The sequence below is a fragment of the Yersinia vastinensis genome (assembly GCF_044905075.1).
Lineage (GTDB): Bacteria > Pseudomonadota > Gammaproteobacteria > Enterobacterales > Enterobacteriaceae > Yersinia > Yersinia vastinensis.
In genome coordinates this window covers 198,310-223,093 of record NZ_CP173260.1, presented here as the reverse complement: position 1 = coordinate 223,093, position 24,784 = coordinate 198,310, and the positions used below count along the sequence as shown (strand labels likewise).

The window sequence follows — 24,784 nt, the reverse complement described above, 5'->3', positions numbered from 1 at the left end:
GCGCAATCCGTATAACTATCCTCTGCCATTTTTCCTACTCACTAATTGATACCAGACTTATGAATGAACAACTGAGCCGCATTATTGCAAGCGAACTACAGGCACGCCCGGAGCAAGTTGACGCCGCGATACGTCTGCTGGATGAAGGTAATACCGTGCCCTTTATTTCACGGTATCGTAAGGAAGTTACCGGCGGGTTGGATGATACCCAGTTGCGCCAGTTGGAAAGCCGTTTGGGCTATCTGCGCGAACTTGAAGATCGCCGCCAAACCATTCTTAAATCAATTGAAGATCAAGGCAAGCTCACCGAACAACTGGCCAGTGCCATCAATGGCACCATGAGTAAAACCGAGCTAGAAGATTTATACCTCCCTTATAAACCCAAGCGCCGAACCCGCGGGCAGATTGCTATTGAAGCCGGTCTGGAGCCATTGGCAGACAGCTTATGGAATGACCCACAGCAAGACCCTGAACACGTTGCCCAAGCCTATATAGATGCTGACAAAGGTGTCGCAGATACCAAAGCAGCACTGGATGGCGCGCGCTATATCTTGATGGAACGCTTTGCTGAAGACGCGACATTGCTGGCGAAAGTGCGCCAATACTTGTGGAAAAACGCGCATTTAGTATCAAAAGTGGTGGAAGGTAAAGAGCAGGAAGGCGCTAAATTCCGCGATTACTTTGATCACCATGAACCTATCGCCCAAGTCCCTTCCCACCGTGCGCTGGCAATGTTCCGTGGCCGTAATGAAGGTGTGCTGCAACTGGCGCTGAATCCTGATCCACAGTTTGACGAACCGCCTCGCGAAAGTCAGGGTGAACAGATAATCATCAACCACCTCGATTTGCGACTCAATAACGCCCCTGCGGACACTTGGCGTAAAGCCGTAGTCAACTGGACATGGCGTATCAAAGTGCTGCTGCATTTGGAAACCGAGCTAATGAGTACCCTGCGTGAGCGGGCGGAAGATGAAGCCATCAATGTGTTCGCCCGCAATATGCAGGATTTGCTGATGGCAGCACCGGCAGGCATGCGCGCGACCATGGGTCTCGATCCCGGCCTACGTACCGGGGTGAAAGTGGCGGTGGTTGACGCCACCGGCAAGCTGGTTGCTTTCGATACCATCTACCCTCACACCGGGCAAGCCGCCAAAGCTGCGGCTGTGGTAGCGGCCTTGTGTATCAAACATCAGGTTGAATTGGTCGCTATCGGGAACGGCACCGCGTCGCGGGAAACGGAGCGCTTCTTCACCGAACTGCAACAACAATATCCGGCAGTGACGGCGCAAAAAGTGATTGTCAGTGAAGCTGGGGCATCGGTTTACTCCGCTTCTGAGCTGGCCGCGTTGGAGTTCCCGGATCTGGATGTGTCTATCCGTGGTGCAGTTTCTATCGCCCGTCGCTTGCAAGACCCGCTGGCCGAATTGGTTAAAATCGATCCGAAATCCATTGGGGTCGGCCAATATCAGCACGATGTCAGCCAAAGTCAATTGGCGAAAAAGCTAGATGCGGTAGTAGAAGACTGCGTTAACGCCGTGGGGGTGGATTTGAATACTGCGTCCGTGCCTTTATTGACTCGTGTGGCCGGTTTAACCCGCATGATGGCGCAGAATATCGTCAACTGGCGTGATGAAAATGGTCGTTTCCATAACCGTGACCAATTACTGAAAGTCAGCCGCTTGGGGCCAAAAGCTTTTGAGCAGTGTGCTGGTTTCTTACGTATTAATCACGGAGATAACCCACTGGATGCCTCTACGGTGCATCCTGAGGCTTACCCGGTCGTCGAGCGCATTTTGGCGGCAACAGAGCAAGCATTGCAGGACTTAATGGGTAATGCTGCGGCCTTGCGTAATCTTAATCCACGAGACTTCACGACTGAGCGTTTTGGCGTGCCTACCGTTACAGATATCCTGCGCGAGTTAGAAAAACCAGGCCGCGATCCGCGCCCTGAGTTTAAAACCGCCACCTTTGCCGAAGGTGTTGAGACACTCAATGACCTGACACCGGGCATGATCCTTGAAGGTTCGGTCACGAACGTGACGAACTTTGGTGCTTTTGTGGACATTGGTGTTCATCAAGATGGTCTGGTGCATATCTCGTCACTGGCCGATAAGTTTGTTGATGACCCGCACAAGGTGGTTAAAGCCGGTGATATCGTCAAAGTGAAAGTGATGGAAGTGGATTTGCAGCGCAAACGTATTGCGCTAACCATGCGCCTTGATGAACAGCCGGGTGAAGGAGGTTCGCGTCGGGGTAATGCTGGCGAGAACCGTGCTAACACTCAGAATGATAATCGCGGTGCTAGCCGCCCACGTAATAGCCATAACAGCAGTGATTCAAATAACCGTCCACCAGCCAAAGGGCGAGCAGACAGCAATTCTGGCGGAAACAGCGCCATGAGTGATGCGCTAGCTGCGGCGTTTAAAAAGCGCTGATATCTCAACTAGGGCCACATTTTGTGGCCCTTTTTATCGGTGAATTCATAAGAATTTCCGGGAACACCCATAATGTTGAGCCTTTAAAATTGTAAGATTATTTTTTTAAATTAATTAGCACGCAATTCTTTTTTCGGCGCTATCGTCGTAAAAACCAGAAATCAATCTGACTTATTTAACATTATCTTTAACATACTAAAGAGTTTATTGGGTCAATATTGTTAATTTATAAATAATTACAATAACACTCTACAAATTAATTAAAAATCGTATGTTATTTGATTCCAATCATAGTGAAGGGAGTATGGTAATTATCAGTATTCTACAATATATACATTAACTTATACCCCATAGATTTCGAGTAACAGGAAAGCGGCAACGAAATGAACACCAAGGAGTTCAGATAACTCAATGGCTTGGGTGAATGATGGCAGTCACCACGCCTATCACTTGGAAGATAAAGGGAATAAAATAAACATCCAGTTAACTGATTTAACTCATTATTTGCATTTGCGATCATGCTGATTTGGTGGTAAAACAAGCATAAATAAAAATCAGACTCATTAATTATAAAGATAGAATCGTAATGAATACTTACTTTTGAGTATTTGGCCTTAGTTGAATATAAAAACGATTCTCACTATTATTATTTGACTCATTACTTCTTAATGTGAAATTACTCTCATTCTGGTACGCCATTAAGTCATACCCCGAAATCTCAAACACAAAGGGTAAATAGAGGCTTCTATGCATCTTATTCCACAGCGTTCCTACAAAATTGTTGGCTTCTCACCTGAAATTAGCCCAGCTTATCGGCAGAAGTTATTGTCTCTGGGTATGCTACCCGGTTCTTCATTTAATGTTGTCCGTCTTGCACCATTGGGTGACCCCATCCAAATAGAAACCCGTCGGGTCAGTTTGGTGGTACGTAAAAAAGATTTAGACCTGCTGACGCTCGACCTGCAACCCTGACAATTCAGGTCAACCTCTTGTTCTGGTTGCAAGGTGAGATGTCAACGTCACCCTGCGCTGTCTGATGTTAATTTATCGATATCACGTTGGATCATGAAAGCACTCACAATCGGCCTTATCGGCAACCCTAATGCGGGTAAAACCACTCTTTTCAACCAGTTAACTGGCGCTCGTCAACGAGTGGGCAACTGGGCCGGGGTCACGGTTGAGCGCAAAGAAGGCCATTTTAGTACCCCACAGCATCAGGTGACCTTGGTTGACCTACCGGGGACGTACTCGCTGACCACGATTTCTGAGCAAACCTCGCTGGATGAGCAAATAGCCTGCCACTATATTCTGAGTGGCGAAGCTGACCTGCTGATCAACGTGATTGATGCCGCCAATTTGGAGCGTAATCTCTACCTGACATTGCAACTGCTTGAGCTCGGTATCCCCTGTATTGTCGCGCTCAACATGCTAGATATTGCGAAAAGCCAGCATATTGATATTGATATCGCAGCGCTCTCTCAGCAGCTCGGCTGCCCGGTCATTCCGCTGGTGTCCACCCGTGGGCGCGGTATCAATGAATTAAAAAACTGTATTGATGAGTTTCAACCCATCACTTTTAAGGCTTTGGTTAACTACCCGCCAGTACTGCTCCACGAAGTGGATAAACTGGTACAGAACATGCCGGGATCTTGGCCGATTCAACAACGCCGTTGGCTGGCGCTGCAAATTCTGGAAGGGGATATTTACAGCCTAGCGCGTGCGGGTGTCGCGCCATCTCAGGTTGAGCAAGCACGTGAAAATCTGCGACAAAATCAGCACGAAGATCCGGAACTGGTGATTGCTGATGCCCGCTATCAAAGTATCGCGCGTATCTGCGATATCGTCGGTAACTCGCAGCAGGCAGAGCCAAATCGCCTGACACAAGCACTGGATAAAGTGATTCTTAACCGTTGGTTAGGCGTCCCTATCTTCTTGTTTGTTATGTATTTAATGTTCGTCTTAGCCATCAATATCGGCGGAGCATTGCAGCCGATATTTGATATTGGCTCTGCCGCTATCTTTATCCAAGGGCTGCAATGGGTCGGTTATACCCTGCATTTCCCACAGTGGCTGACCATCTTTTTGGCCCAAGGTGTTGGTGGTGGTATCAACACCGTGCTGCCACTCGTGCCGCAGATAGGCATGATGTATTTGTTCCTCTCCTTTTTGGAAGACTCCGGTTATATGGCCCGTGCGGCATTCGTGATGGACCGGCTAATGCAAGCGCTGGGGTTACCGGGTAAATCATTTGTACCGCTGATTGTTGGCTTTGGCTGCAATGTGCCTTCAATTATGGGCGCACGAACCTTGGATGCCCAACGCGAGCGCTTGATCACCATCATGATGGCCCCCTTTATGTCCTGTGGCGCACGGTTGGCGATTTTTGCGGTATTTGCAGCCGCATTCTTCGGCCAAGATGGGGCCAGCATCGTCTTCTCGCTCTATTTATTGGGCATTGCTGTCGCCATCCTCACCGGCTTAGTCCTGAAATACACCATCATGCGCGGTGAAGCCTCTCCCTTTGTGATGGAATTACCGGTTTACCATGTCCCGCATCTGAAGAGCTTGTTATTACAGACTTGGCAGCGGCTGAAAGGCTTTGTCCTGCGAGCAGGGAAGGTCATTGTAGTCGCCAGTATTTTTATTGGTGGTCTAAATAGTTTCTCTTTCAGCGGCAAACCTGTCGATAGTATCAATGACTCTGCGCTGGCATCGGTCAGTAAGGTACTCACCCCCCTCCTCACCCCAATGGGAGTCCATAGCGATAACTGGCAGGCGACGGTAGGGTTAGTGACCGGGGCGATGGCCAAAGAAGTGGTGGTAGGGACACTGAATACCCTTTACACCGCCGAGCAGATTAAAAATGAGCCTTTTGATGCTGAAAACTTCAATTTACTGGGTGAATTGGCCGGGGCGGTTGATACCACATGGCAGGGTTTAAAAGAGACATTTAGCCTCAGTGTATTATCGAACCCAATTGAAGCCAGTAAAGGCGACGGTGAGATGGCCGCAGGCTCAATGGGGATGATGAGCAGTAAGTTCGGTTCCAGTGTTTCTGCCTACAGTTATCTGATTTTCGTACTGCTGTATGTACCTTGTGTCTCGGTCATGGGGGCTATTGCACGAGAAACCAGCCGGGGCTGGATGACCTTCTCAATACTGTGGGGGCTAAATGTGGCTTATTCGCTGGCAACGCTGTTTTATCAAGCAGCCACCTTCCGCGATCACCCACAGCAGAGCTTAGGGATAATGGCGTTGGTCATAATAATTAATGCGGTGATCTTGTTTGGCTTACGCCGTGCACGTAGCCGGGTCACAGTGAGATTACAAAGTAGTGCGCCCGCCAGTTGCTGCCAAAAATCAAGCAGTGACTGTCACTAATGGATAAGGTCTGAATAGGAGGCGCTATGGCAAGCCTACTGCAATTGCGCGATGCAATCGCCCTCAGCGGCAGCGCTGATGCCCATCAGCTAAGTCATCAACTGAATATGCCTTTGCCTCTGGTCGAGGCGATGCTGGAAAAACTGGCCGCGATGGGTAAGATTGAACGCGTTGAGCAAGATAATGGCGGCTGCCTGAGCGGCAGTTGTCAGCGTTGCCCTGAAGGGCAAAACCTGTGCAGTACCGTGATTTATCAGTTGAAAACCGCCGATTAAAACACGGTACTGGCCGTACTCACTATTTCAGTTGCTGGGCGAAGTCCACGACTAAGTTTGAAAAATCATCTGGGTGGGAAACAAAGGGAGCATGGGCAGCTCCTTGCATCACCACGGATTGTGTCTTTGGCCATGCACTGTCTAACAATGCAGCCACTTTGCGCGGGACTAACCCATCCAAATAACCATAAATGCGCAAGAAAGGCACCGAGCACGCGGCCAACCCTTGACGCAAATCTGCCGTGCGCAGAATTTCCAATCCCCCCGTCAATACTTCCACCTCTGGCATTTGATGTTGTAGCACCACGGCTTTCAACAAACGGGCATCCTGACGAGCACTTTCTGTTCCCAAAGTTTGCAATGCCAGAAAACGTTCAACCGTGCGCTGAAAATCCTCGCTGAGTTGTTGCTCAAACCCAGCCAACACGTCGGGCCGAATCCCCGGCCACTCATCGTGCGCGGTAAAGCAGGGAGAAGAAGAGACGGTTATCAGCCCCTGAACACGCTCAGGGTGGCGTAAGGCTATCTCACTGGCAACCAAGCCACCCATCGACCAACCAAGCCACAAAGCTTGTTGTGGCGCTTGTTGTAATACAATTTCAGCCATATCAGACAGTGACATTGCAGAAAAATCTTTACTGCGCCCATAGCCGGGAAGATCCACTAAGTGCAGGCGAAAATGCGGCGCAAGTCTGTCAATGATGCAATGCCACACACCAGCATTCAGCCCCCATCCGTGCAGTAGCACAAGATCGCGACTGCCTTCGCCACAGATGTTCCAATAAAGTTGTTTCATGCGTTAGGATCCTGTCACCGGAGTTTTTCATCAAGGAAGATGTCTATGCTAACAATCGTCAGCCCGTGTTGGCTATGCCAGCAGCCGTTATATCATCCCAAGAATGGCATTTGTTGCTACTGCCGCCGTCATCTGCCTCCCTTACCTCCCTGCTGCCCTCGCTGCGGCTTGCCGAGTCACAATACTGCGTTACCCTGTGGCCGGTGCCTGAATACCCCTCCACGCTGGGAAAGCCTAACCTTCGTTAGCGATTACACTCCCCCATTGAATCAGCTCATAAAAAAGCTAAAATTTCACGGGGCGACCCCATTGGCACCAATACTGGCTCGTCTATTATTGCTACGTTGGCTTGATGACTGGCGCGCAGGTAAGGTCATCAAACCGGATAGAATCATCAGTGTGCCACTACACCGTTGGCGCTGCTGGCGACGTGGCTATAACCAAACAGATCTGTTAGCCCGACCATTAGCCCACTGGTTGGGCTGCCACTATAGCCATATGACCTTACAGCGCACGCGGGCAACCCCCGCCCAGCAACAATTGAACGCCACGGCGCGGCGTAAAAATATGCGAGGAATTTTTCGCTGTCGGGAGTCAGTTCAGGGTCAACATATTGCTTTGCTGGATGATGTTGTGACAACTGGCAGTACAATTAATGAGATTGCCAAGTTACTCTGGGCTGAGGGGATTGCCTCATTGCAGGTTTGGTGTCTCTGCCGAACCTTGTAGTCACCCTAACAATGGGCGTATTATAACCGACAAGAATAGTCAACTATTGAGCAGATGCCATGATCACAATAACAGACGCAGCACAATCTCATTTTGCCAAACTGTTGGCAAACCAAGAAGAAGGCACCCAAATCCGCGTATTTGTTATCAACCCCGGTACGCCAACCGCAGAATGCGGTGTGTCTTACTGTCCGCCAGATGCGGTTGAGGCAACAGATACTGAACTGAAGTTTGAGCAACTGTCAGCCTATGTTGATGAACTTAGCGTGCCTTATCTGGAAGACGCTGAAATTGACTTCGTCACTGACCAATTAGGCTCGCAGCTCACACTGAAAGCACCTAATGCCAAAATGCGTAAAGTGGATGACAATGCGCCACTGATGGAGCGGGTTGAGTATGTTCTGCAATCGCAAATTAACCCACAACTGGCAGGCCACGGTGGTCGTGTGACCTTGATGGAAATCACACCAGATGCGCTGGCTATCCTGCAATTTGGTGGCGGTTGTAACGGCTGTTCCATGGTCGATGTCACCCTAAAAGAAGGCATCGAGAAAGAACTGTTGCAGAAATTCCCAGAATTGAAAGGCGTGAGAGATTTGACCGAGCATCAGCGTGGCGAGCACTCTTACTACTAATTATTAACCTTCGTCCTTGGCGTTACAGCGGTGTTAGCTGCACTCACGCACCCGAATCTCTGACCTGTGTCAGCTCATCGGGATTTGCTCGCTGGCTGCCTTGCTGTAACACCAATGACTTTGGCTAATCTCTTTCTTCTTACTAGGCGACAGCGGTGTTAGCTGCACTCACGCACCCGAATCTCTGACCTGTGTCAGCTCATCGGGATTTGCTCGCTGGCTGCCTTGCTGTAACACCAATGACTTTGGCTAATCTCTTTTGGCTGACAAGATGAGATGCAAAACAAAGGGGAAGCGCCGCTAAGTGCGATTCCCCTTTCACTTGTTAATCAAAAAATCAGGCTAATATTACCCCGCCGAAACGTTCTTGCGCCGCTTATCCAAATCTTTCAATAAACGATTAACTTGGCTGTCAGCAAACATCTCTTCCAATGTTGCCGTCAACTTACGTCGCCAGTTTGGATATTCATCACTGGTTCCGGGGATGTTAACGGGTGCCGCCATGTCCAGCCAATCTTCCGGTTGCAAACCCAGTAACGCGCTAGCACTGTCTGCTACATAACGTTGCAGTCCACGGTTAAGAACCGGACTCATTGCCAGCAACGACGCTTTATGACCCACTTTCTTCGGTACGCAATCATAATGATGCAGCCCTTCCAGCAAGCCTTGCTTCGCCCGCTCTCTATCAAGATAAAGCTGCTTTAATATCTGTTGATCCGGATAAAGCCCCAGCTTATTCCCTAACGTCAAATCATCTCCCTGCCAATAACCGCGCAGTGTCGGCAGGTCATGGGTGGTAATGGTTGCCATTGCTTGTACCGGATACGACTGTGGTGCACGGAAAGTATTCTCACTGTCATGCTCAAAATAGAGCACTTTGTAGGAATACACGCCGCTGTCGCGTAATTTACCCACAATCTCGACGGGAACCGTACCTAAATCCTCGCCAATCACCATACAGCGATGGCGCTGACTCTCCAGAGCCAATATTGCCAGCAGGTCATCTACCGGATATTTGACATAAGCACCTTGGTCGGCGGTTTGCCCATAAGGGATCCACCATAGGCGCAATAAAGCCATCACATGGTCAATGCGCAAAGCACCACAGCTAGTCATATTCGCGCGCAGCAAATCAATGAATGGCTGATAAGCACGTGCAACCATGACGTGAGGATCCATCGGTGGCAATCCCCAGTTCTGGCCTAATGGCCCTAAAATATCGGGCGGCGCACCCACCGACGCTTTAAGGCAATACAGTTCGCGATCACACCAGGTTTCAGCACCACCTTCTGCTACACCCACGGCCAAATCACGGTACAAACCCAGTGGCATTTTTCGCGCCTGACTGGCGCGGAAGCAGTCATCAAACTGGCTGGCTGCCAACCACTGCAACCACAGATAGAAATTCACTTCATTGGCATGTTCACGACAAAACTCAGCCACTGCATTGCTGTGACCGTCACGATATTCGTCCGGCCATACTGGCCAACCCCACATCATTGGGTCATTTTTGCTCAAATGAGCGTGCAAGGCATCAAAAGCGGCTTGTTGATGCAGGCTACTGCCCCCTTGCTCAACAAACTTATGAAATGCCTGTACCCGCGTATCTTTTGCTTTACGAGCAGTAAATAGTGGGAAGGCCAGACGCAGGGCGCTCAATTTAAGTTGCATAACCTGCGGATAATCAACCCATTCACTAGCCCGAATATGGGTCAGCACTCGCTGTATCTCTGGTTGATGCCACCACTTTTGCGCAGCTTCGCTGTGCTGGAATTCATCCACGCTGTTAACGTCGATATAAATTACATTCAGCCAACGCCGGGATGAGGGGCTGTAAGGGCTGGCGCTCTGTGGATTGGCCGGATACAGCGCATGAATCGGATTTAAACCGATAAAGGCACCACCGCGCTCCCCCACCTGTTCCAGCATCTGGTTTAAATCACCAAAATCGCCAATACCCCAGTTACGTTCAGACCGCAGGGTATAGAGCTGAACACAGGCTCCCCAAAGCTTTTTTCCAGCCAGTAAAGCATCTGGCTCATAGCAACGTTTCGGAGCGACGATAACTGAGCACAACCACTGCTGTAAGCCCTGTTCTAGCACCAAACGATGATAGCCTTGCGGTAAAGATGCAGGTAGCGTCAGTGTTTTTTTCGCGCTAATGCGCCCTTGGTGCAACTCACCTTTTTCTGTCTGTAGCTGCCAGTGATAATCACCTGAACCCGCCATTGGCAACTGCATTGGGCTGCCAAAAGTAAAGACTTTTACCACCGGTAATGGTGCTTTTTCTGTCTGAGTATCATGGGGCGCATGTGTACGCCCCATCGCCGCCAACAACTGCTGCTTGGTTTCCGGCAAAATAGCTTGCGGTTTACCATGCGCATTAATATAGCTGGCGGCAATCCCTGCCAGTGTCGCTGCTTGATCGAGCGATTTACGATCCATGCAGTCTTCTCCTTAACGTTTGGCTTGCCAGATTCGCTGTTGATAATCACGAATTGAACGGTCAGAACTGAACATCCCTACCCGTGCAGTGTTAAGGATGGTACGACGAGTCCATTCCTTTTTATCGCGGTACAGGGCATCAATTTTCTTCTGGGCCTGACAATATGAAGCAAAATCAGCCAGTACCAGATAAGGGTCTCCCCCTTCCAACAAGCTATGCAACATCATGTCAAATGCGTGCTTGTCGCCATTACTAAATGCCCCACTGGCTAATTCATCCAGAATACTTTTCAGATGTGCGTCAGTTTTTAGATACTTTTGTGGTTTGTAGCCCTTCGCCAGAATCGCTTTGACTTGCTCAACGGTATTACCAAAAATAAAGATATTTTCGTCACCTACCTGTTCAGCAATTTCGACATTAGCCCCATCCAATGTGCCAACCGTCAATGCACCATTTAGCGCCAACTTCATATTACCCGTACCGGAGGCTTCTTTGCCGGCGGTAGAAATCTGCTCAGACACATCCGCGGCAGGGATCATCAATTCCGCGACTGAAACACGATAATCAGGAATGAAGACCACTTTCAGACGATCTTTGACGATCGGATCATTATTGATCTTCTCAGCCGCTTGGTTAATAGCATAAATAATATTTTTGGCTAAATAATAACCCGGCGCAGCTTTGGCACCAAACAGGAACACTCGCGGGGCCATATCCAAGTTCGGATTATCACGAATCTGGCGGTACAACGACAGAATATGCAACAGGTTCAGATGCTGACGCTTATATTCATGCAGCCGCTTAATCTGCACATCAAAGATAGCATCAGGATTAATGGTGATTCCCATGACGCGCTGAACATATTCAGCGAGCTTAACTTTGTTGTCATATTTAATCTGCTGATAGCGTTGGCAAAAGGCCTTATCTTCAGCAAAAGACTCAAGCCCGGCTAATGCATCTAAATTATTCGCCCATTCGACTTTTAGTGTTTCATCGATGAGCGACGAAAGTGCTGGGTTACATTGCTTCAGCCAGCGGCGTGGCGTTATGCCATTAGTCACATTATGGAATTTATTTGGCCACAATTGATAATATTCAGGGAACAGATCTTTGATAACCAAATCAGAGTGCAACTGTGCCACACCATTGACTGCAAAACCGCTCACAACACACAAGTTCGCCATTCGCACTTGCTTATTGTGGTGAACCGCCAGCTTGGCCCATACCTCGTCATCCCCCGGCCACTGCTTATCTACCTGTTTTTTAAACTGCGCATTGATCTGCTTGATGATGACAAAATGGCGTGGCAGCAAGCTGCGTACCAGTTTTTCGTCCCAGCACTCTAGCGCTTCTGGCATCAGAGTATGATTGGTGTAAGCGAAGGTTTTACTGGTAATTGCCCAAGCCGCATCCCAATCTAACTGGTGCTCATCCAGCAGCACGCGCAGCATTTCAGGGATAGCGATAGTCGGGTGGGTATCATTTAGCTGAATCACTTCATAATCTGGCAGTTCAGCCAATTTACGCCCCGCCAGATGGTGCTTACGCAAAATATCGGCCACAGAGCATGCGCATTGGAAATATTGCTGCATTAAGCGTAAGCGCTTACCCGCCAGATGATTATCATTCGGGTACAGTACTTTGGTCAGTTTTTCTGCTTCAACGCCGCTTTTCTCTGCAAGCAGGAATTTACCGTCATTAAAGTCAGTTAAATCAAATGGATGCTGGTGAGTCGCCTGCCATAAACGCAACGGTTGTGTTACGCCATTACGAAAGCCCAGCACCGGCAAGTCCCAAGCTTCGCCGCGGAAGGTAAAAGCCGGACGCCATAACTGGCGGCCATCAGCTTGTTTCTCGAGCTTGCCACCAAAACCGACATCCACCGCCAGCGCTGCGTTATGGCGGAACCACGGATAGCTTTCGCGCTGCCAATTATCCGGCGCTTCCTGTTGCTTACATTCACTGAAAGATTGGCGGAACAAACCATACTGATAATTCAGGCCATAACCTGTGGCGGGTTGCTCAACGGTCGCCATTGAATCAAGAAAACAGGCCGCAAGGCGCCCCAAGCCACCATTACCCAATGCAGGATCGGTTTCCTGCTCCAACAAATCACTCAAATTCACCTGTTGCTCGGCCAACAGCGCCTCGACCTGATCATACCAACCTAGGTTAATCAGGTTATTTGCGGTTAAGCGACCAATTAAAAACTCCATCGAAATGTAGTTAACATGACGCTGTACTTTTTGGGTTTCACTGGGTGCTGGCTGGGCCGACAACTGTTCGGCTAAGGCTGCGCTGACAGCTTCCCACCACTGGTGTTGGGTCATTTGCTGTGCAGAGCTTAAGCCAAAGCGCTGCCACTGGCGGGTCAGTGCGGCCAGGAAATCGTCCTTTTTAAGCATAGGCTGTGACATAGGGAAGTCTCTATCCTGTGAGTGGGGTAATGGTAATGTTACCCATATCCTGCCAATGAGAACTAACAAGAGCATCATCCTGCCGAGGGATTAGCTGGGGATGAGTCGCAGGGCGTAGCTAAAATTGTGATCCGGTGCAACTTACAGCCATAGGAAACATTAACTCTATTGCAATAAGATGTCCGTTATCAGACCTTAGCAGTGCTGATTAATTACGAGGCTAAAAATAATTACTCTTATGAATGCCTGTAACATTTCACTACAAATGGACATATCAATCGTCAGGACATCTTCTCACCGGACCTCTTTTAAACCGGACACAGCATGCTGATCCCATCAAAACTGAGCCGCCCGGTACGGCTGCAAAATACCGTGATACGCGACCGCTTGCTGGTGAAGTTATCCGGTGTCGCAAACTATCGCCTGACATTGATAAATTGTCCGGCTGGCTACGGCAAAACCACGCTGATCGCTCAGTGGGCGGCAGACCAGTCGAATCTTGGCTGGTATTCTCTGGATGAAAGTGACAATCAGCCAGAGCGTTTCGCGACCTATCTGATCGCCGCTGTACAATTGGCGACTGCGGGGCATTGCAATAAAAGCGAAGCCATCAGCCAAAAACATCAATACGCCAGTCTTTCCGCGCTGTTTGCCCAGTTATTCATCGAATTGTCTGATTGGCATGGCCCACTCTATCTGGTCATCGATGATTATCATCTGATAACCAATGATGCCATTCATGAAGCCATGCGTTTTTTCCTGCGCCATCAGCCAGAGAATTTGACGCTGATTCTGCTTTCTCGCACCTTGCCGCCATTGGGTATTGCTAACCTGCGGGTTCGTGACCAGTTGCTGGAATTGGGGATGCAACAACTGGCATTTAACCATCAGGAAGCACAGCAATTCTTTGATTACCGCCTGTCCGTACCGCTGGAACAAGGCGATAGCAGCCGCCTGTGTGATGAAGTTGAAGGCTGGGCAACAGCGCTGCAATTGATTGCGCTATCCTCACGTCAACCCAACTCTTCAGCACAAAAATCGGCAAAACGTCTGGCAGGGCTGAATGCCAGCCATTTGTCAGATTATTTGGTCGATGAAGTCTTGGATCAGGTTGACAGTGATGCCCGCGCCTTCCTGCTGCGCTGCTCGGTATTACGCTCCATGAATGATGCCCTGATTGTGCGCCTAACAGGGGAAGATAATGGCCAGCAACGGCTGGAAGAATTAGAGCGGCAAGGGTTGTTTATCCATCGTATGGATGACAGTGGAGAATGGTTCTGCTTCCATCCACTGTTTGCCACTTTCCTGCGCCAGCGCTGCCAGTGGGAATTGGCGCTGGAACTCCCTGAACTGCACCATTCGGCAGCCGAGGGTTGGATGGCGCTGGGTTACCCGGCTGAAGCTATCCACCACGCACTGGCGGCTGGTGATGTCGGTATGCTGCGCGACATTTTGCTACAACATGCCTGGGCGCTATTTAATCACAGCGAGTTGGCGCTACTGGAACAATGTTTGGTCGCCCTGCCCTACTCTCTGTTGGTACAAAACCCTGAATTGGCCTTACTACAGGCTTGGTTGGCACAAAGCCAACATCGCTATGGCGAGGTCAATACGCTGCTTGAACGCGCGGAGTCAGCTATGCAGGAGCGCAAAATTCCAATTGATGAAATTTTGCGGGCTGAATTTGATGCGTTGCGTGCTCAGGTGGCTATCAATGCTGGCAAGCCGGATGAAGCCGAGAAGTTGGCTACAGATGCACTGAAGTACCTGCCGATGGCAAACTTTTACAGCCGGATTGTTGCCACCTCTGTCACGGGTGAAGTTCACCATTGCAAAGGGGAACTGAGCCGGGCGCTACCAATGATGCAGCAAACAGAGCAAATGGCGCGGCGCCACGAAGCTTATCACTATGCTTTGTGGGCGTTATTGCAACAAAGTGAAATTCTGATTGCGCAGGGGTTCCTGCAAGCAGCCTACGAAACACAAGATAAGGCTTTTGATTTGATTCATGAGCAGCATCTTGAACAATTACCGATGCATGAATTTTTACTGCGTATTCGCTCTCAGGTTTTGTGGTCGTGGTCTCGGCTGGATGAAGCCGAAGAAGCCGCGCGTAAGGGGATCGAGATTCTGGTCAACTACCAGCCACAGCAGCAATTACAGTGCCTGGCGATGCTGGCAAAATGTTCGCTAGCGCGCGGAGATCTGGATAACGCCAATATGTATATTCAGCGTTGTGAGGCGCTGCAACACGGTAGCCAGTATCACCTCGACTGGATAACCAATGCAGACAAACCGAGGGTCATTCACTGGCAGATGACCGGTGATAAAGTCGCGGCGGCCAATTGGCTGCGTCAGGCAGAAAAACCGGGTATGGCGGATAATCACTTTTTGCAGGGTCAGTGGCGCAATATCGCCCGAATACAAATTATGTTGGGCCGTTATAATGAAGCGGAAGTGGTACTGGACGAGCTGAATGAAAATGCTCGCCGCTTACGTTTAACCAGCGACCTTAACCGTAACTTATTGTTAAGTAATATTCTTTACTGGCAAACCGAACGTAAAAGCGAAGCACAAAAAACACTGATTGAGTCACTATCGCTCGCCAATCGCACTGGCTTTATCAGCCACTTTGTAATTGAAGGTGAGGCGATGGCACAACAGCTTCGGCAACTGATTCAGCTAAATGCATTACCCGAGTTGGAACAGCACCGCGCCCAGCGGATCCTAAAAGACATTAATCAGCATCATCGGCATAAGTTTGCTCACTTTGATGAGATATTCGTCGATAAGTTGCTCACGCATCCACAAGTACCAGAGCTTATCCGCACCAGCCCACTCACACAACGCGAGTGGCAAGTATTGGGGCTGATTTACTCCGGCTACAGTAATGATCAGATTGCCGGTGAGCTGGAGGTGGCAGCCACTACCATTAAAACGCATATCCGCAATTTGTATCAAAAACTGGGGGTTGCCCACCGTCAAGAAGCGGTGCAGCAAGCGCAGCGATTATTGCAAATGATGGGGTATGTTTAAGTCGCAGGGTGAATACACCCTGCTTTTCATCTCCTCTATGACGATGAGTTGGCTCTCTACGTTAGAATGTTTTCGCTCATATCAATGATCCTCTCACAATATTCATGAAGAATATTAATATTTCTTATCTCACTTTTAATCCTTCCGCTCTCTATTTCTGCTTCCTTACCCACAAAGTCATTCTCTTTCTCCCTCAATGTATTAACAATTAAATCAATATATTTTATTCTCTCATCTGGATTATACGGAGCATGTTTTTTAGTGATTATATTTCTTTTTATCTCATCTAAATCATTAGAAATTAAACCAGCCTGTTTCCGATCAAATGCAATATTTAATTCATTGAGATAAAGTAACCTTGCATTCTTCGATATGTCACTTAAATGTTGCGAAGTGGATTCTGAGCTTCCTTCACCTGAGGTTATTTCAACCCCCATTCTTCTTATTATGTTATTGCATTGGGTTAACAAACCTAATTTCTCTATTTCTTTTACTATGGGTTCAATATAATTTCGCCGCTCTATCCTATTATAGTTAGGATAATCATTTCCTTCCAAAATACTTCTTAATATATCATCAACCCTTGCCATTACCTTCGTCATCTCAGAATATGGACATGCGGTATAATGATGACTAATCTTAAAATCAATAATATTCGAACTTATATTTTCCCCATATTCATCAAAAGTGATTTCTATTAATTCGCGCTCTTTTTCATTCAGGGGAATATCCAATCTAGGAACCCCATCAACGCTTATCATAAACCGTTCAATCTGGCTTTTGTATATATTAGTTATCAGCGTCGCATGATAACTTTTTTTATCATACTCATTCGCAATTGACCATTCATCAATCAGTTTAGTTACTTCATGTTTAATGAGGTCTTCTCTTGTTATTTCCTCGTGCTCTCTCCTATTTTTATTTATAGGGAAACCACAAAGATCATTGTCTGCCTTGCTTATCACTGTAGCAATGTTAAATGTTGATTGTTCTATTATCTCTTTATCCGTATCCGTTAACCAACACTGCTCAGGATTTATCTTTAAAAATTTACCATTGCATGTTATTTCTATACATCTTATTTTTTCATCATTACTTCCATAATGAATAAAAAAACTCATATTATCTTTTAAGTCATCAGGGAGTAACTTATCAAAAAGAGTTAATATTTTAATTGGGCTGTGCTCAAGATGATTTTCATATATAGACTTATTCAAGCTAAATAGCGCATGACTTTTTGTATCAAGACACAATAGCTTTCTTAAGAAATCAATAATCGCCTCTTTTAATGTTAATTGCGGTTTAAAGTTTTCGGGGTCGTTTTGAAGAGAATTCAAATCATTGATATTTAACTTATGATTGGAAAAGTATCCTGTGGTTATATCATCCATATAAATACCTCTTAGCTTATTTCATGTAATCCTATCCCTTCACATCGGAGAGTTCTTTTATAAAGCCCCTTAATTTATAAAATAGACACATTGAATATGATAGACATAACCCTATATAACTTGTTGGTTTTTATTAACTCAAAATCGCTTACAATGGCGCATAAATATGACTCATCTGCATTAGGGCAAAAAAATGGAGCAGTTTGAAACAATTAGCATTGAGCAAGCACATACCCGCCTGAAAGATAAACAGGCGGTTTTAGTCGATATCCGCGATCCGCAAAGTTATGAGGCAAGCCACGCCCCCGAGGCATTCCATCTGACCAATAGCAGCTTGCATACCTTTATGCAGCAAACCGATTTTGAGCAGCCTGTCATGGTGATGTGCTATCACGGAAACAGCAGTAAAGGTGCTGCACAGTATCTACTTCAGCAAGGTTTCGAGGCCGTATACAGTATTGATGGTGGGTTTGAAGCTTGGGCCAAGAACTATCCACAAGAAATCATTCGTGAAAATGCCTGATCTTTATTGTTCGTTTATGACCAGGCATTCGCAACGAACAAACAAATTATGATATTTTTAAGCACTTCAATCGTATTCAGAATATCTATACCTAACGTCATTGAAGTTGCAGGAAGGCGGCAAGCAAACGAACCTCGATGAGCTGACGCAAATCAGTGATTACGGTGAGTGAACGTAGATAACACCCCTGCGGCTTTAAGTACGCAGGGTATAGGCGGTAATTAAAATATGATTCGTGTCATCGCAATATCTAATCTACGTCTGGCGCAGGCCTTTGTTGATTATATGGCCACCCGCAATGTGGCACTGGAAGCTCGCCCTGATGATCAGGGCGCCGAAATTTGGCTCGCCGATGATGAGCAATTATCTTTGGTACAACATGAGCTGGAACAGTTTTTACTGGATCCTCTTAATCCGCGTTATCAGGCCGCCAGTTGGCAGTCGGGTAATCTGCATTCTAATTTAACCTATCAGCGTTTTTCCTATCTCCAAACGATTCGCAGTCAAGCGGGGCCGCTGACCCTGAGTGTCATGATACTGTCCATTGCTATCTATATTCTGATGCAAATTGTCGGGGATGCCACCGTGATGTCCTGGTTGGCTTGGCCCCGCGATAGCAGCCAGTATCTGCAAATCTGGCGTTGGGGTAGCCATGCCTTATTGCACTTTTCACTGCTGCATATTCTGTTTAATCTGATGTGGTGGTGGTATCTGGCCGGGCAGATGGAAAAACGGCTTGGCACCGGCAAGCTGCTGGTATTAACTATTGTTTCAGCCTTATTTAGTGGCTGGGGGCAATCGCTGTTTAGCGGTGTGAATTTCGGCGGCCTTTCGGGTGTGGTCTATGCCTTAATGGGTTATGTCTGGCTGACTGGCGAACGTGCGCCTGAACGCGGTATCTCATTGCCTCGCGGTTTGATGGCTTTCTCTGTTCTCTGGCTGGTTGCCGGATATTTCGATATTTTAGGTTTATCAATTGCCAATGCAGCTCATGTTTCAGGTCTGATTATTGGGTTACTGATGGCATTTTGGGATACGCGCAATAGCGCTAAAACCGCACAATAACTGCCTGAAGCAATCAGGCGCATTAGGGGATTATCGTGAAGCAAACGCAGCGACATGATGCGATTATTGAATTGGTACGCCAACAAGGTTACGTCAGTACTGAAGAGTTAGTGGAGCATTTTGCCGTCAGCCCGCAGACCATCCGACGCGATTTAAATGACTTGGCGGATCAAAACAAAATTCACCGCCATCATGGTGGGGCAGCATTACCTTCCAGTTCAGTCAATGCGGCTTATAACGACCGTAAAGTGATGTGGTCGGAAGAAAAAGCGCGTATTGCTCAACGCGTTGCCAGCCAGATCCCCGATGGTGCAACATTATTTATCGATATCGGTACCACGCCTGAAGCTGTCGCTCACGCCCTGATGAACCATAAGGGCCTGCGAGTGGTGACGAATAATTTGAACGTCGCCACATTGCTGACAGCCAAGGAAGATTTTCGGCTAATTTTGGCCGGTGGTGAAGTCCGCACCCGAGATGGTGGGATTATTGGCGAAGCCACGCTAGATTTTATTTCTCAGTTCCGCCTTGATTACGGCATTCTCGGCATCAGCGGCATTGATATGGACGGCTCCCTGCTGGAGTTTGATTACCATGAAGTGCGCACCAAACGAGCGATTATCGAAAATTCTCGCTGTGTGATGTTAGTGACCGACCACTCCAAGTTTGGCCGTAATGCGATGGTGAATTTGGGGAATATGAATTTGATCGACTATTTGTTTACTGATCAATTGCCACCGCCGAGTGTAATGAAGATTATTGAGCAACATGAAGTTCAATTAGAACTTTGTTAACAGTTTAGTTGATGTTCAATCCGATCGGGGAATAGGTTCGGTTGTTAAAGCATTGGTGTTTGCTGAGCTTCATAAGCCTCAACCGGTCAAGGGTGTGTTAGCGCACACCCTTAACAATCCCGCGCCTACGCACGTATCGCTAGCCCACTTCGTGGGTGGCCCTCGATTCATCATTTCACTAACGGACCGGCCCGGTTCGCATCCATGCTCAAGCGGCCCTCGCTCGGCATCCATGCCTCGCGTCCTACCTTCATTCTTCACTCGGCTGCTCAAATGTGCTTTTAACATCAAAACCCCAAACCCAGGTTTTGAATTTATCTTCTGACGTTAAGCGCAATCAGGAATATTACCGACAAAGATTGCAGGCCGAATGAGCCGCATGGACGCGGCGAAAGGGGCTGTCGAGCTGGGAGCGAGTCAGCCTCGGTTCGATTAGCCTGCAAACTGCTGGAGGGGACTGCGAATAGCAGTAATATTTCGCGCAAGCCGCAGGTGCAGGAGGGCCGGCTTGCCCTCCTGCTCGGTTGAAGCGACTGAAATTAGGTGTTCACGGAACGAATATCAACCGAAACCTGATCCGATACTTTAACAACCGAACCGCTCACTAATCTCAATTCCAATTCCCCCCACATCCTGATAACAAAACTGTTACCTCCATCACGGGAGAATGTTTTTTTTTGGTTAACTCTTGGCTTGTTTGTTGGTTTTTGATTACAATCATGAGCGAAAACGAACATTAAAGAGCTGTTTCGAACATCCGGAGGAAGTAAGCATGGAAACCAAAGACTTGATCGTGATCGGTGGTGGCATTAATGGTGCCGGCATCGCTGCGGACGCTGCAGGGCGTGGCCTGTCCGTTCTGCTGCTGGAAGCGCAAGACTTGGCCTGTGCTACGTCTTCCGCCAGCTCCAAACTTATCCACGGTGGCTTGCGCTATCTGGAACATTACGAATTCCGTCTGGTGAGCGAAGCGCTGGCCGAACGTGAAGTTTTGCTGAAACTGGCTCCCCATATCGCTTTCCCAATGCGCTTTCGCTTGCCTCATCAACCCCATCTGCGCCCGGCGTGGATGATTCGTACCGGTTTATTCTTGTACGATCACTTGGGTAAACGTACCAGTCTGCCAGCCAGTAAAGGGCTGCGTTTTGGTCCTGAGTCAGTGTTGAAACCAGAACTCGTGCGCGGTTTCGAATATTCTGATTGCTGGGTGGATGATGCGCGTTTAGTGGTATTGAATGCTCAGGAAGTGGTCGAGCGTGGTGGTGAAGTGCGCACCCGTACCAAAGTGACCCGGGCATGGCGCGAGCAAGGCTTGTGGATGGTTGAAGCTGTTGATGTGAATACCGGCAAAACCTTTACTTGGCGTGCCAAAGGGCTAGTCAATGCTACCGGCCCATGGGTAAAACAGTTCTTCGATGATGGCCTGAAGCTGAAATCGCCTTATGGTATCCGCCTGATTAAAGGCAGCCATATTGTCGTTCCTCGGGTTCATAATCAGCCGCAAGCCTATATTCTGCAAAACGAAGACCACCGTATTGTTTTCGTTATCCCATGGTTGGATGAGTATTCCATCATCGGCACCACCGACGTGGAATACCACGGTGATCCTAAAGATGTGAAAATTGACGATCAAGAAATTGATTACTTGCTGAAAGTGTATAACGACCACTTTAAAAAACAGCTGGGCCGCGACGATATCGTCTGGACCTACTCAGGTGTTCGCCCGCTGTGTGATGATGAGTCAGATTCGCCGCAAGCCGTTACCCGCGACTACACGCTAGATGTCGCCGATGAAGGCGGCAAAGCACCGCTGCTGTCCGTGTTCGGTGGCAAACTGACCACTTACCGTAAACTGGCAGAACACGCATTGGAAAAACTGTCAGGTTACTATCCAAATGTCGGCCCTGCGTGGACGAAAACTGGCTCGTTACCGGGTGGTGATATCGGTGGCAACCGTGACAACTATACCGTGCAGTTGCGCCATCGTTATAACTGGTTACCTGAAGCTCTGGCGCGCCGCTATACCCGCACCTATGGTAGTCACAGCGAACTGATTTTAGCAGATGCCACCAGCCTCGAAAGTTTGGGCGAGCACTTTGGTCATGGTTTGTATGAGGCAGAATTGCGCTATTTGGTCGAAAAAGAGTGGGTAGTCGAGCTTGATGATGCCATTTGGCGTCGCACCAAACTGGGTATGGCCTTAGATGATGCGCAAAAACAGCGGATCGCGCAGTGGCTGGCAACAGTACAAGCGGAGAAACAGCAGACACTTTCGCTGGTTTCCTGATAATACCGCGTTGTCCCTCTCGTCAATGAAAACCCCCTCTCTGAGGGGGGTTCTTTGTTAAAAAACCAATTTAATTACAATCGGATAGGTTTAATATGCCAAATTTCATCGGCATACTCTTCAATGGTTCGGTCTGAAGAGAAATATCCCATATTGGCAATATTGAGTAGTGTTTTGCGCGTCCATTCATCCGGATGGCGATAAAGCCTATCCACTTTCTCTTGGGTATCCACATAGCTGCGATAATCCGCCAGCAATTGATAGTGGTCCCCTAGATTAACGAGTGAATCAAACAAACTAGTATAGCGATTCGGTTCTTCGGGGCTAAAAGCACCTGTCGCAATTTGAGTCAATACCTGATGCAGCTCTGGGTCATCATCGTAATATTTCCGTGGGTTATAACCGTTGGCCCTCAGTGCTTCTACCTGCTCGGTGGTATTACCGAAGATAAAGATATTATCCTCACCCACGTGTTCGCGGATCTCAACATTCGCCCCATCCAAGGTGCCGATAGTCAACGCGCCATTGAGTGCAAACTTCATGTTACTGGTGCCAGAAGCCTCGGTTCCTGCCAGCGAGATCTGTTCAGAAAGATCAGCGGCAGGGATGATCAACTGCGCCAGACTGACGCTGTAGTTCGGGATAAACACCACTTTCAGTAAATTGTTAATCCGCGGATCATTGTTGATCACCTTGGCTACATCATTGATCAGCCGAATAATCTGTTTGGCATTGTAGTAAGCCGAAGCCGCTTTACCGGCAAAAATAACGACCCGTGGTACCCAGTTTTCATCTGGCGCTTCAAGAATGCGGTTGTAGCGGGTAATGACATGCAACACATTCAACAATTGCCGTTTGTACTCATGGATACGTTTGATCTGCACATCAAACAATGCTGCCGGATTCACCACGATATTCAGCTTTTCAGCAATATAAGCGGCCAGCTGTTTTTTGTTCTCTAACTTGGCTTTTTGCAGTGCCTGCAAGAAGCTCGGATAATCAAGATTCTTTTCCAGTTCGCTCAGTTGGTTCAAATTTGTCCGCCAGTTATGGCCAATACTCTCATCCAAAACTTTCGCTAGTGGTCGGTTAGCCAAGCCCAGCCAACGCCGTGGTGTAACTCCGTTGGTTTTATTGCAGAAACGATTAGGGAAAATGCGAGCAAAGTCAGCAAACAGCGACTGCACCATCAAGTCGGAGTGTAAGGCAGAGACACCATTGACTTTGTGGCTGGCAATCACCGCAAGCCACGCCATGCGCACTCGACGACCATTACTTTCATCAATAATGGATACCCGCGACAACAAGTCTGGCTCGTTTGGATACTGTTCCTGCACCAATTTGAGGAAATGATCATTGATATCAAAAATAATTTGTAGGTGTCGTGGCAGGATCTTACCAATCATATCGATTGGCCAGGTTTCCAGCGCTTCGCTCATCAGTGTGTGGTTGGTGTAAGAGAAAACCTGCTGCACCACATCCCAAGCATCCATCCAGGTAAACTTATGTTCATCAATGAGCAAACGCATCATTTCAGGGATAGAAAGCACCGGATGGGTATCGTTGAGGTGAATCGCAATCTTATCGGCCAAATTGTCAAACGTTTGGTGCATCGTCCAGTGGCGACTCAGAATATCCTGTACCGTCGCTGAGACTAAAAAGTACTCTTGCCGTAAGCGCAACTCACGCCCTGAGTAGGTCGAGTCATCGGGATACAATACCCGCGATACGTTTTCTGAATGGTTTTTATCTTCTACCGCGGCGAAATAGTCGCCCTGATTGAATTTACCCAGATTGATTTCGTTACTGGCCTGCGCAGACCATAAGCGCAGTGTATTTGTCGCATCGGTATCAAAACCGGGGATGATTTGGTCGTAAGCACAAGCAAGAATCTCTTCGGTTTCCAACCAACGAGTTTTGCTACCCTCTTGCTGAATACGCCCACCAAAACGTACTTTATAGCGAGTATTGTGCCGTGGGAATTCCCAAGCATTGCCATATTCCAGCCAGTTATCTGGCGACTCCATCTGTTGGCCATTAACTATTTTCTGGCTAAACATGCCATATTCGTAGCGGATGCCGTAACCACGTCCCGGCAGGGCCAGTGTAGCCAGTGAGTCGAGAAAGCAGGCAGCCAAGCGCCCTAACCCACCATTACCTAAGCCGGGGTCATTCTCCTCTTGTAGCAGCTCAGAAAAACTGAGACCCATTTCATCCAATGCCTGCTCGATATCTTCATAAATCCCCATCGATAACAGTGCATTAGAGAGTGTTCGCCCCAATAAAAATTCCATCGACAGGTAATAAACCTGCCGGACATCTTGTGATAATTGTGCACGGTTAGAACGCAGCCATCGTTCGACCATACGGTCTCGCACAGCAAATAAAGTCGCATTCAGCCAATCGTGCTGAGTCGCAATCGAAGGATCTTTGCCAACAATAAACATCAGTTTGTAGGCAATGGAGTGTTTCAGCGCATCCACACTGACAACGGGTGAGGTATAACTGAACGGTGATGTCATAGCGGTTTTCCCAATTCGTGGTTACAAGCCATCGTATTTCTAACCAACCAGC

16 protein-coding genes are annotated in these 24,784 nt (G+C 48.1%); 11 read left to right on the top strand and 5 right to left on the bottom strand.

All coding sequences use genetic code 11. The annotated features are described in order from the left end of the window. Positions 1–59: 59 nt before the first annotated feature. The 4 genes from ACIOG0_RS00815 (at position 60) to ACIOG0_RS00800 (ending at position 6,091) form a co-directional block, all read left to right on the top strand. The gene (locus ACIOG0_RS00815; RefSeq protein ID WP_050099544.1) at positions 60–2,435 is read left to right on the top strand and encodes a Tex family protein; all 2,376 of its coding nucleotides are present in this window, start codon (positions 60–62) and stop codon (positions 2,433–2,435) included. Between the two features lie 747 nt (positions 2,436–3,182). Next, the gene (gene feoA / locus ACIOG0_RS00810) at positions 3,183–3,407 is read left to right on the top strand and encodes a ferrous iron transporter A (RefSeq protein ID WP_004702177.1); all 225 of its coding nucleotides are present in this window, start codon (positions 3,183–3,185) and stop codon (positions 3,405–3,407) included. Positions 3,408–3,500: 93 nt separating this feature from the next. Continuing rightward, positions 3,501–5,816, top strand: a complete 2,316-nt coding sequence (gene feoB / locus ACIOG0_RS00805; protein WP_050099543.1) for a Fe(2+) transporter permease subunit FeoB — start codon at positions 3,501–3,503, stop codon at positions 5,814–5,816. 26 nt (positions 5,817–5,842) lie between these two features. Next, entirely contained in the window at positions 5,843–6,091 is a 249-nt protein-coding gene (locus tag ACIOG0_RS00800) for a FeoC-like transcriptional regulator (RefSeq protein ID WP_050099542.1), read from the top strand. A gap of 22 nt (positions 6,092–6,113) precedes the next feature. Here ACIOG0_RS00800 and bioH read toward each other — a convergent pair whose 3' ends face one another. Further along, complete coding sequence (bioH, locus tag ACIOG0_RS00795) at positions 6,114–6,887, bottom strand: pimeloyl-ACP methyl ester esterase BioH (protein ID WP_050295735.1); 774 nt, start codon at positions 6,885–6,887, stop codon at positions 6,114–6,116. A gap of 45 nt (positions 6,888–6,932) precedes the next feature. Here bioH and gntX point away from each other — a divergent pair, with 45 nt between their 5' ends. Both gntX and nfuA read left to right on the top strand, forming a co-directional pair. Next, entirely contained in the window at positions 6,933–7,616 is a 684-nt protein-coding gene (gene gntX, locus ACIOG0_RS00790) for a DNA utilization protein GntX (protein WP_050099540.1), read from the top strand. 59 nt (positions 7,617–7,675) lie between these two features. Continuing rightward, on the top strand, positions 7,676–8,251 hold the full coding sequence (gene nfuA / locus ACIOG0_RS00785) for a Fe-S biogenesis protein NfuA (RefSeq protein ID WP_050099539.1): 576 nt from the start codon (positions 7,676–7,678) through the stop codon (positions 8,249–8,251). A gap of 348 nt (positions 8,252–8,599) precedes the next feature. On the opposite strand, the gene malQ is transcribed toward nfuA, so the two are convergent. Both malQ and malP read right to left on the bottom strand, forming a co-directional pair. Then, positions 8,600–10,696, bottom strand: coding sequence for a 4-alpha-glucanotransferase (gene malQ / locus ACIOG0_RS00780; RefSeq protein ID WP_050099538.1), 2,097 nt, complete (start codon positions 10,694–10,696; stop codon positions 8,600–8,602). 12 nt (positions 10,697–10,708) lie between these two features. Further along, a complete protein-coding gene (malP, locus tag ACIOG0_RS00775) occupies positions 10,709–13,114 on the bottom strand; it encodes a maltodextrin phosphorylase (RefSeq protein WP_050295733.1) in 2,406 nt (801 codons plus the stop codon). 324 nt (positions 13,115–13,438) lie between these two features. On the opposite strand from malP, the gene malT reads away from it, so the two are divergent. Beyond that, positions 13,439–16,150 (top strand): HTH-type transcriptional regulator MalT, encoded by a 2,712-nt coding sequence (malT, locus tag ACIOG0_RS00770; protein ID WP_050099536.1) that lies wholly within the window; start codon positions 13,439–13,441, stop codon positions 16,148–16,150. 56 nt (positions 16,151–16,206) lie between these two features. On the opposite strand, the gene ACIOG0_RS00765 is transcribed toward malT, so the two are convergent. Then, positions 16,207–17,541, bottom strand: coding sequence for a hypothetical protein (locus tag ACIOG0_RS00765; protein WP_128451422.1), 1,335 nt, complete (start codon positions 17,539–17,541; stop codon positions 16,207–16,209). Positions 17,542–17,734: 193 nt separating this feature from the next. On the opposite strand from ACIOG0_RS00765, the gene glpE reads away from it, so the two are divergent. The 4 genes from glpE to glpD all read left to right on the top strand — a co-directional run bounded on the left by glpE (position 17,735) and on the right by glpD (position 22,210). Further along, positions 17,735–18,064: a thiosulfate sulfurtransferase GlpE gene (gene glpE / locus ACIOG0_RS00760; RefSeq protein WP_050140011.1), complete on the top strand. Its 330-nt coding sequence runs from the start codon at positions 17,735–17,737 to the stop codon at positions 18,062–18,064. A gap of 228 nt (positions 18,065–18,292) precedes the next feature. Further along, positions 18,293–19,129 carry a rhomboid family intramembrane serine protease GlpG gene (gene glpG, locus ACIOG0_RS00755; RefSeq protein ID WP_050099533.1) on the top strand — a complete coding sequence of 279 codons (837 nt, stop codon included), beginning with the start codon at positions 18,293–18,295 and terminating at the stop codon, positions 19,127–19,129. 35 nt (positions 19,130–19,164) lie between these two features. Continuing rightward, the gene (locus ACIOG0_RS00750) at positions 19,165–19,923 is read left to right on the top strand and encodes a DeoR/GlpR family transcriptional regulator (RefSeq protein WP_050140012.1); all 759 of its coding nucleotides are present in this window, start codon (positions 19,165–19,167) and stop codon (positions 19,921–19,923) included. 772 nt (positions 19,924–20,695) lie between these two features. Continuing rightward, a complete protein-coding gene (glpD, locus tag ACIOG0_RS00745; protein ID WP_128451423.1) occupies positions 20,696–22,210 on the top strand; it encodes a glycerol-3-phosphate dehydrogenase in 1,515 nt (504 codons plus the stop codon). Positions 22,211–22,284: 74 nt separating this feature from the next. Here glpD and glgP read toward each other — a convergent pair whose 3' ends face one another. Continuing rightward, positions 22,285–24,732 carry a glycogen phosphorylase gene (gene glgP / locus ACIOG0_RS00740; RefSeq protein WP_050099530.1) on the bottom strand — a complete coding sequence of 816 codons (2,448 nt, stop codon included), beginning with the start codon at positions 24,730–24,732 and terminating at the stop codon, positions 22,285–22,287. Positions 24,733–24,784 lie beyond the last annotated feature (52 nt).

What these genes read in the sequence shown, in the direction of transcription:
- malP (WP_050295733.1), bottom strand. Translation starts at nt 13,114, where the DNA reads ATGTCACAGCCTATGCTTAAAAAGGACGATTTCCTGGCCGCACTGACC.
- gntX (WP_050099540.1), top strand. Translation starts at nt 6,933, where the DNA reads ATGCTAACAATCGTCAGCCCGTGTTGGCTATGCCAGCAGCCGTTATAT.
- glpD (WP_128451423.1), top strand. Translation starts at nt 20,696, where the DNA reads ATGGAAACCAAAGACTTGATCGTGATCGGTGGTGGCATTAATGGTGCC.
- nfuA (WP_050099539.1), top strand. Translation starts at nt 7,676, where the DNA reads ATGATCACAATAACAGACGCAGCACAATCTCATTTTGCCAAACTGTTG.
- malQ (WP_050099538.1), bottom strand. Translation starts at nt 10,696, where the DNA reads ATGGATCGTAAATCGCTCGATCAAGCAGCGACACTGGCAGGGATTGCC.
- ACIOG0_RS00800 (WP_050099542.1), top strand. Translation starts at nt 5,843, where the DNA reads ATGGCAAGCCTACTGCAATTGCGCGATGCAATCGCCCTCAGCGGCAGC.
- feoA (WP_004702177.1), top strand. Translation starts at nt 3,183, where the DNA reads ATGCATCTTATTCCACAGCGTTCCTACAAAATTGTTGGCTTCTCACCT.
- ACIOG0_RS00765 (WP_128451422.1), bottom strand. Translation starts at nt 17,541, where the DNA reads ATGGATGATATAACCACAGGATACTTTTCCAATCATAAGTTAAATATC.
- malT (WP_050099536.1), top strand. Translation starts at nt 13,439, where the DNA reads ATGCTGATCCCATCAAAACTGAGCCGCCCGGTACGGCTGCAAAATACC.
- glgP (WP_050099530.1), bottom strand. Translation starts at nt 24,732, where the DNA reads ATGACATCACCGTTCAGTTATACCTCACCCGTTGTCAGTGTGGATGCG.
- ACIOG0_RS00815 (WP_050099544.1), top strand. Translation starts at nt 60, where the DNA reads ATGAATGAACAACTGAGCCGCATTATTGCAAGCGAACTACAGGCACGC.
- glpG (WP_050099533.1), top strand. Translation starts at nt 18,293, where the DNA reads ATGATTCGTGTCATCGCAATATCTAATCTACGTCTGGCGCAGGCCTTT.
- bioH (WP_050295735.1), bottom strand. Translation starts at nt 6,887, where the DNA reads ATGAAACAACTTTATTGGAACATCTGTGGCGAAGGCAGTCGCGATCTT.
- glpE (WP_050140011.1), top strand. Translation starts at nt 17,735, where the DNA reads ATGGAGCAGTTTGAAACAATTAGCATTGAGCAAGCACATACCCGCCTG.
- feoB (WP_050099543.1), top strand. Translation starts at nt 3,501, where the DNA reads ATGAAAGCACTCACAATCGGCCTTATCGGCAACCCTAATGCGGGTAAA.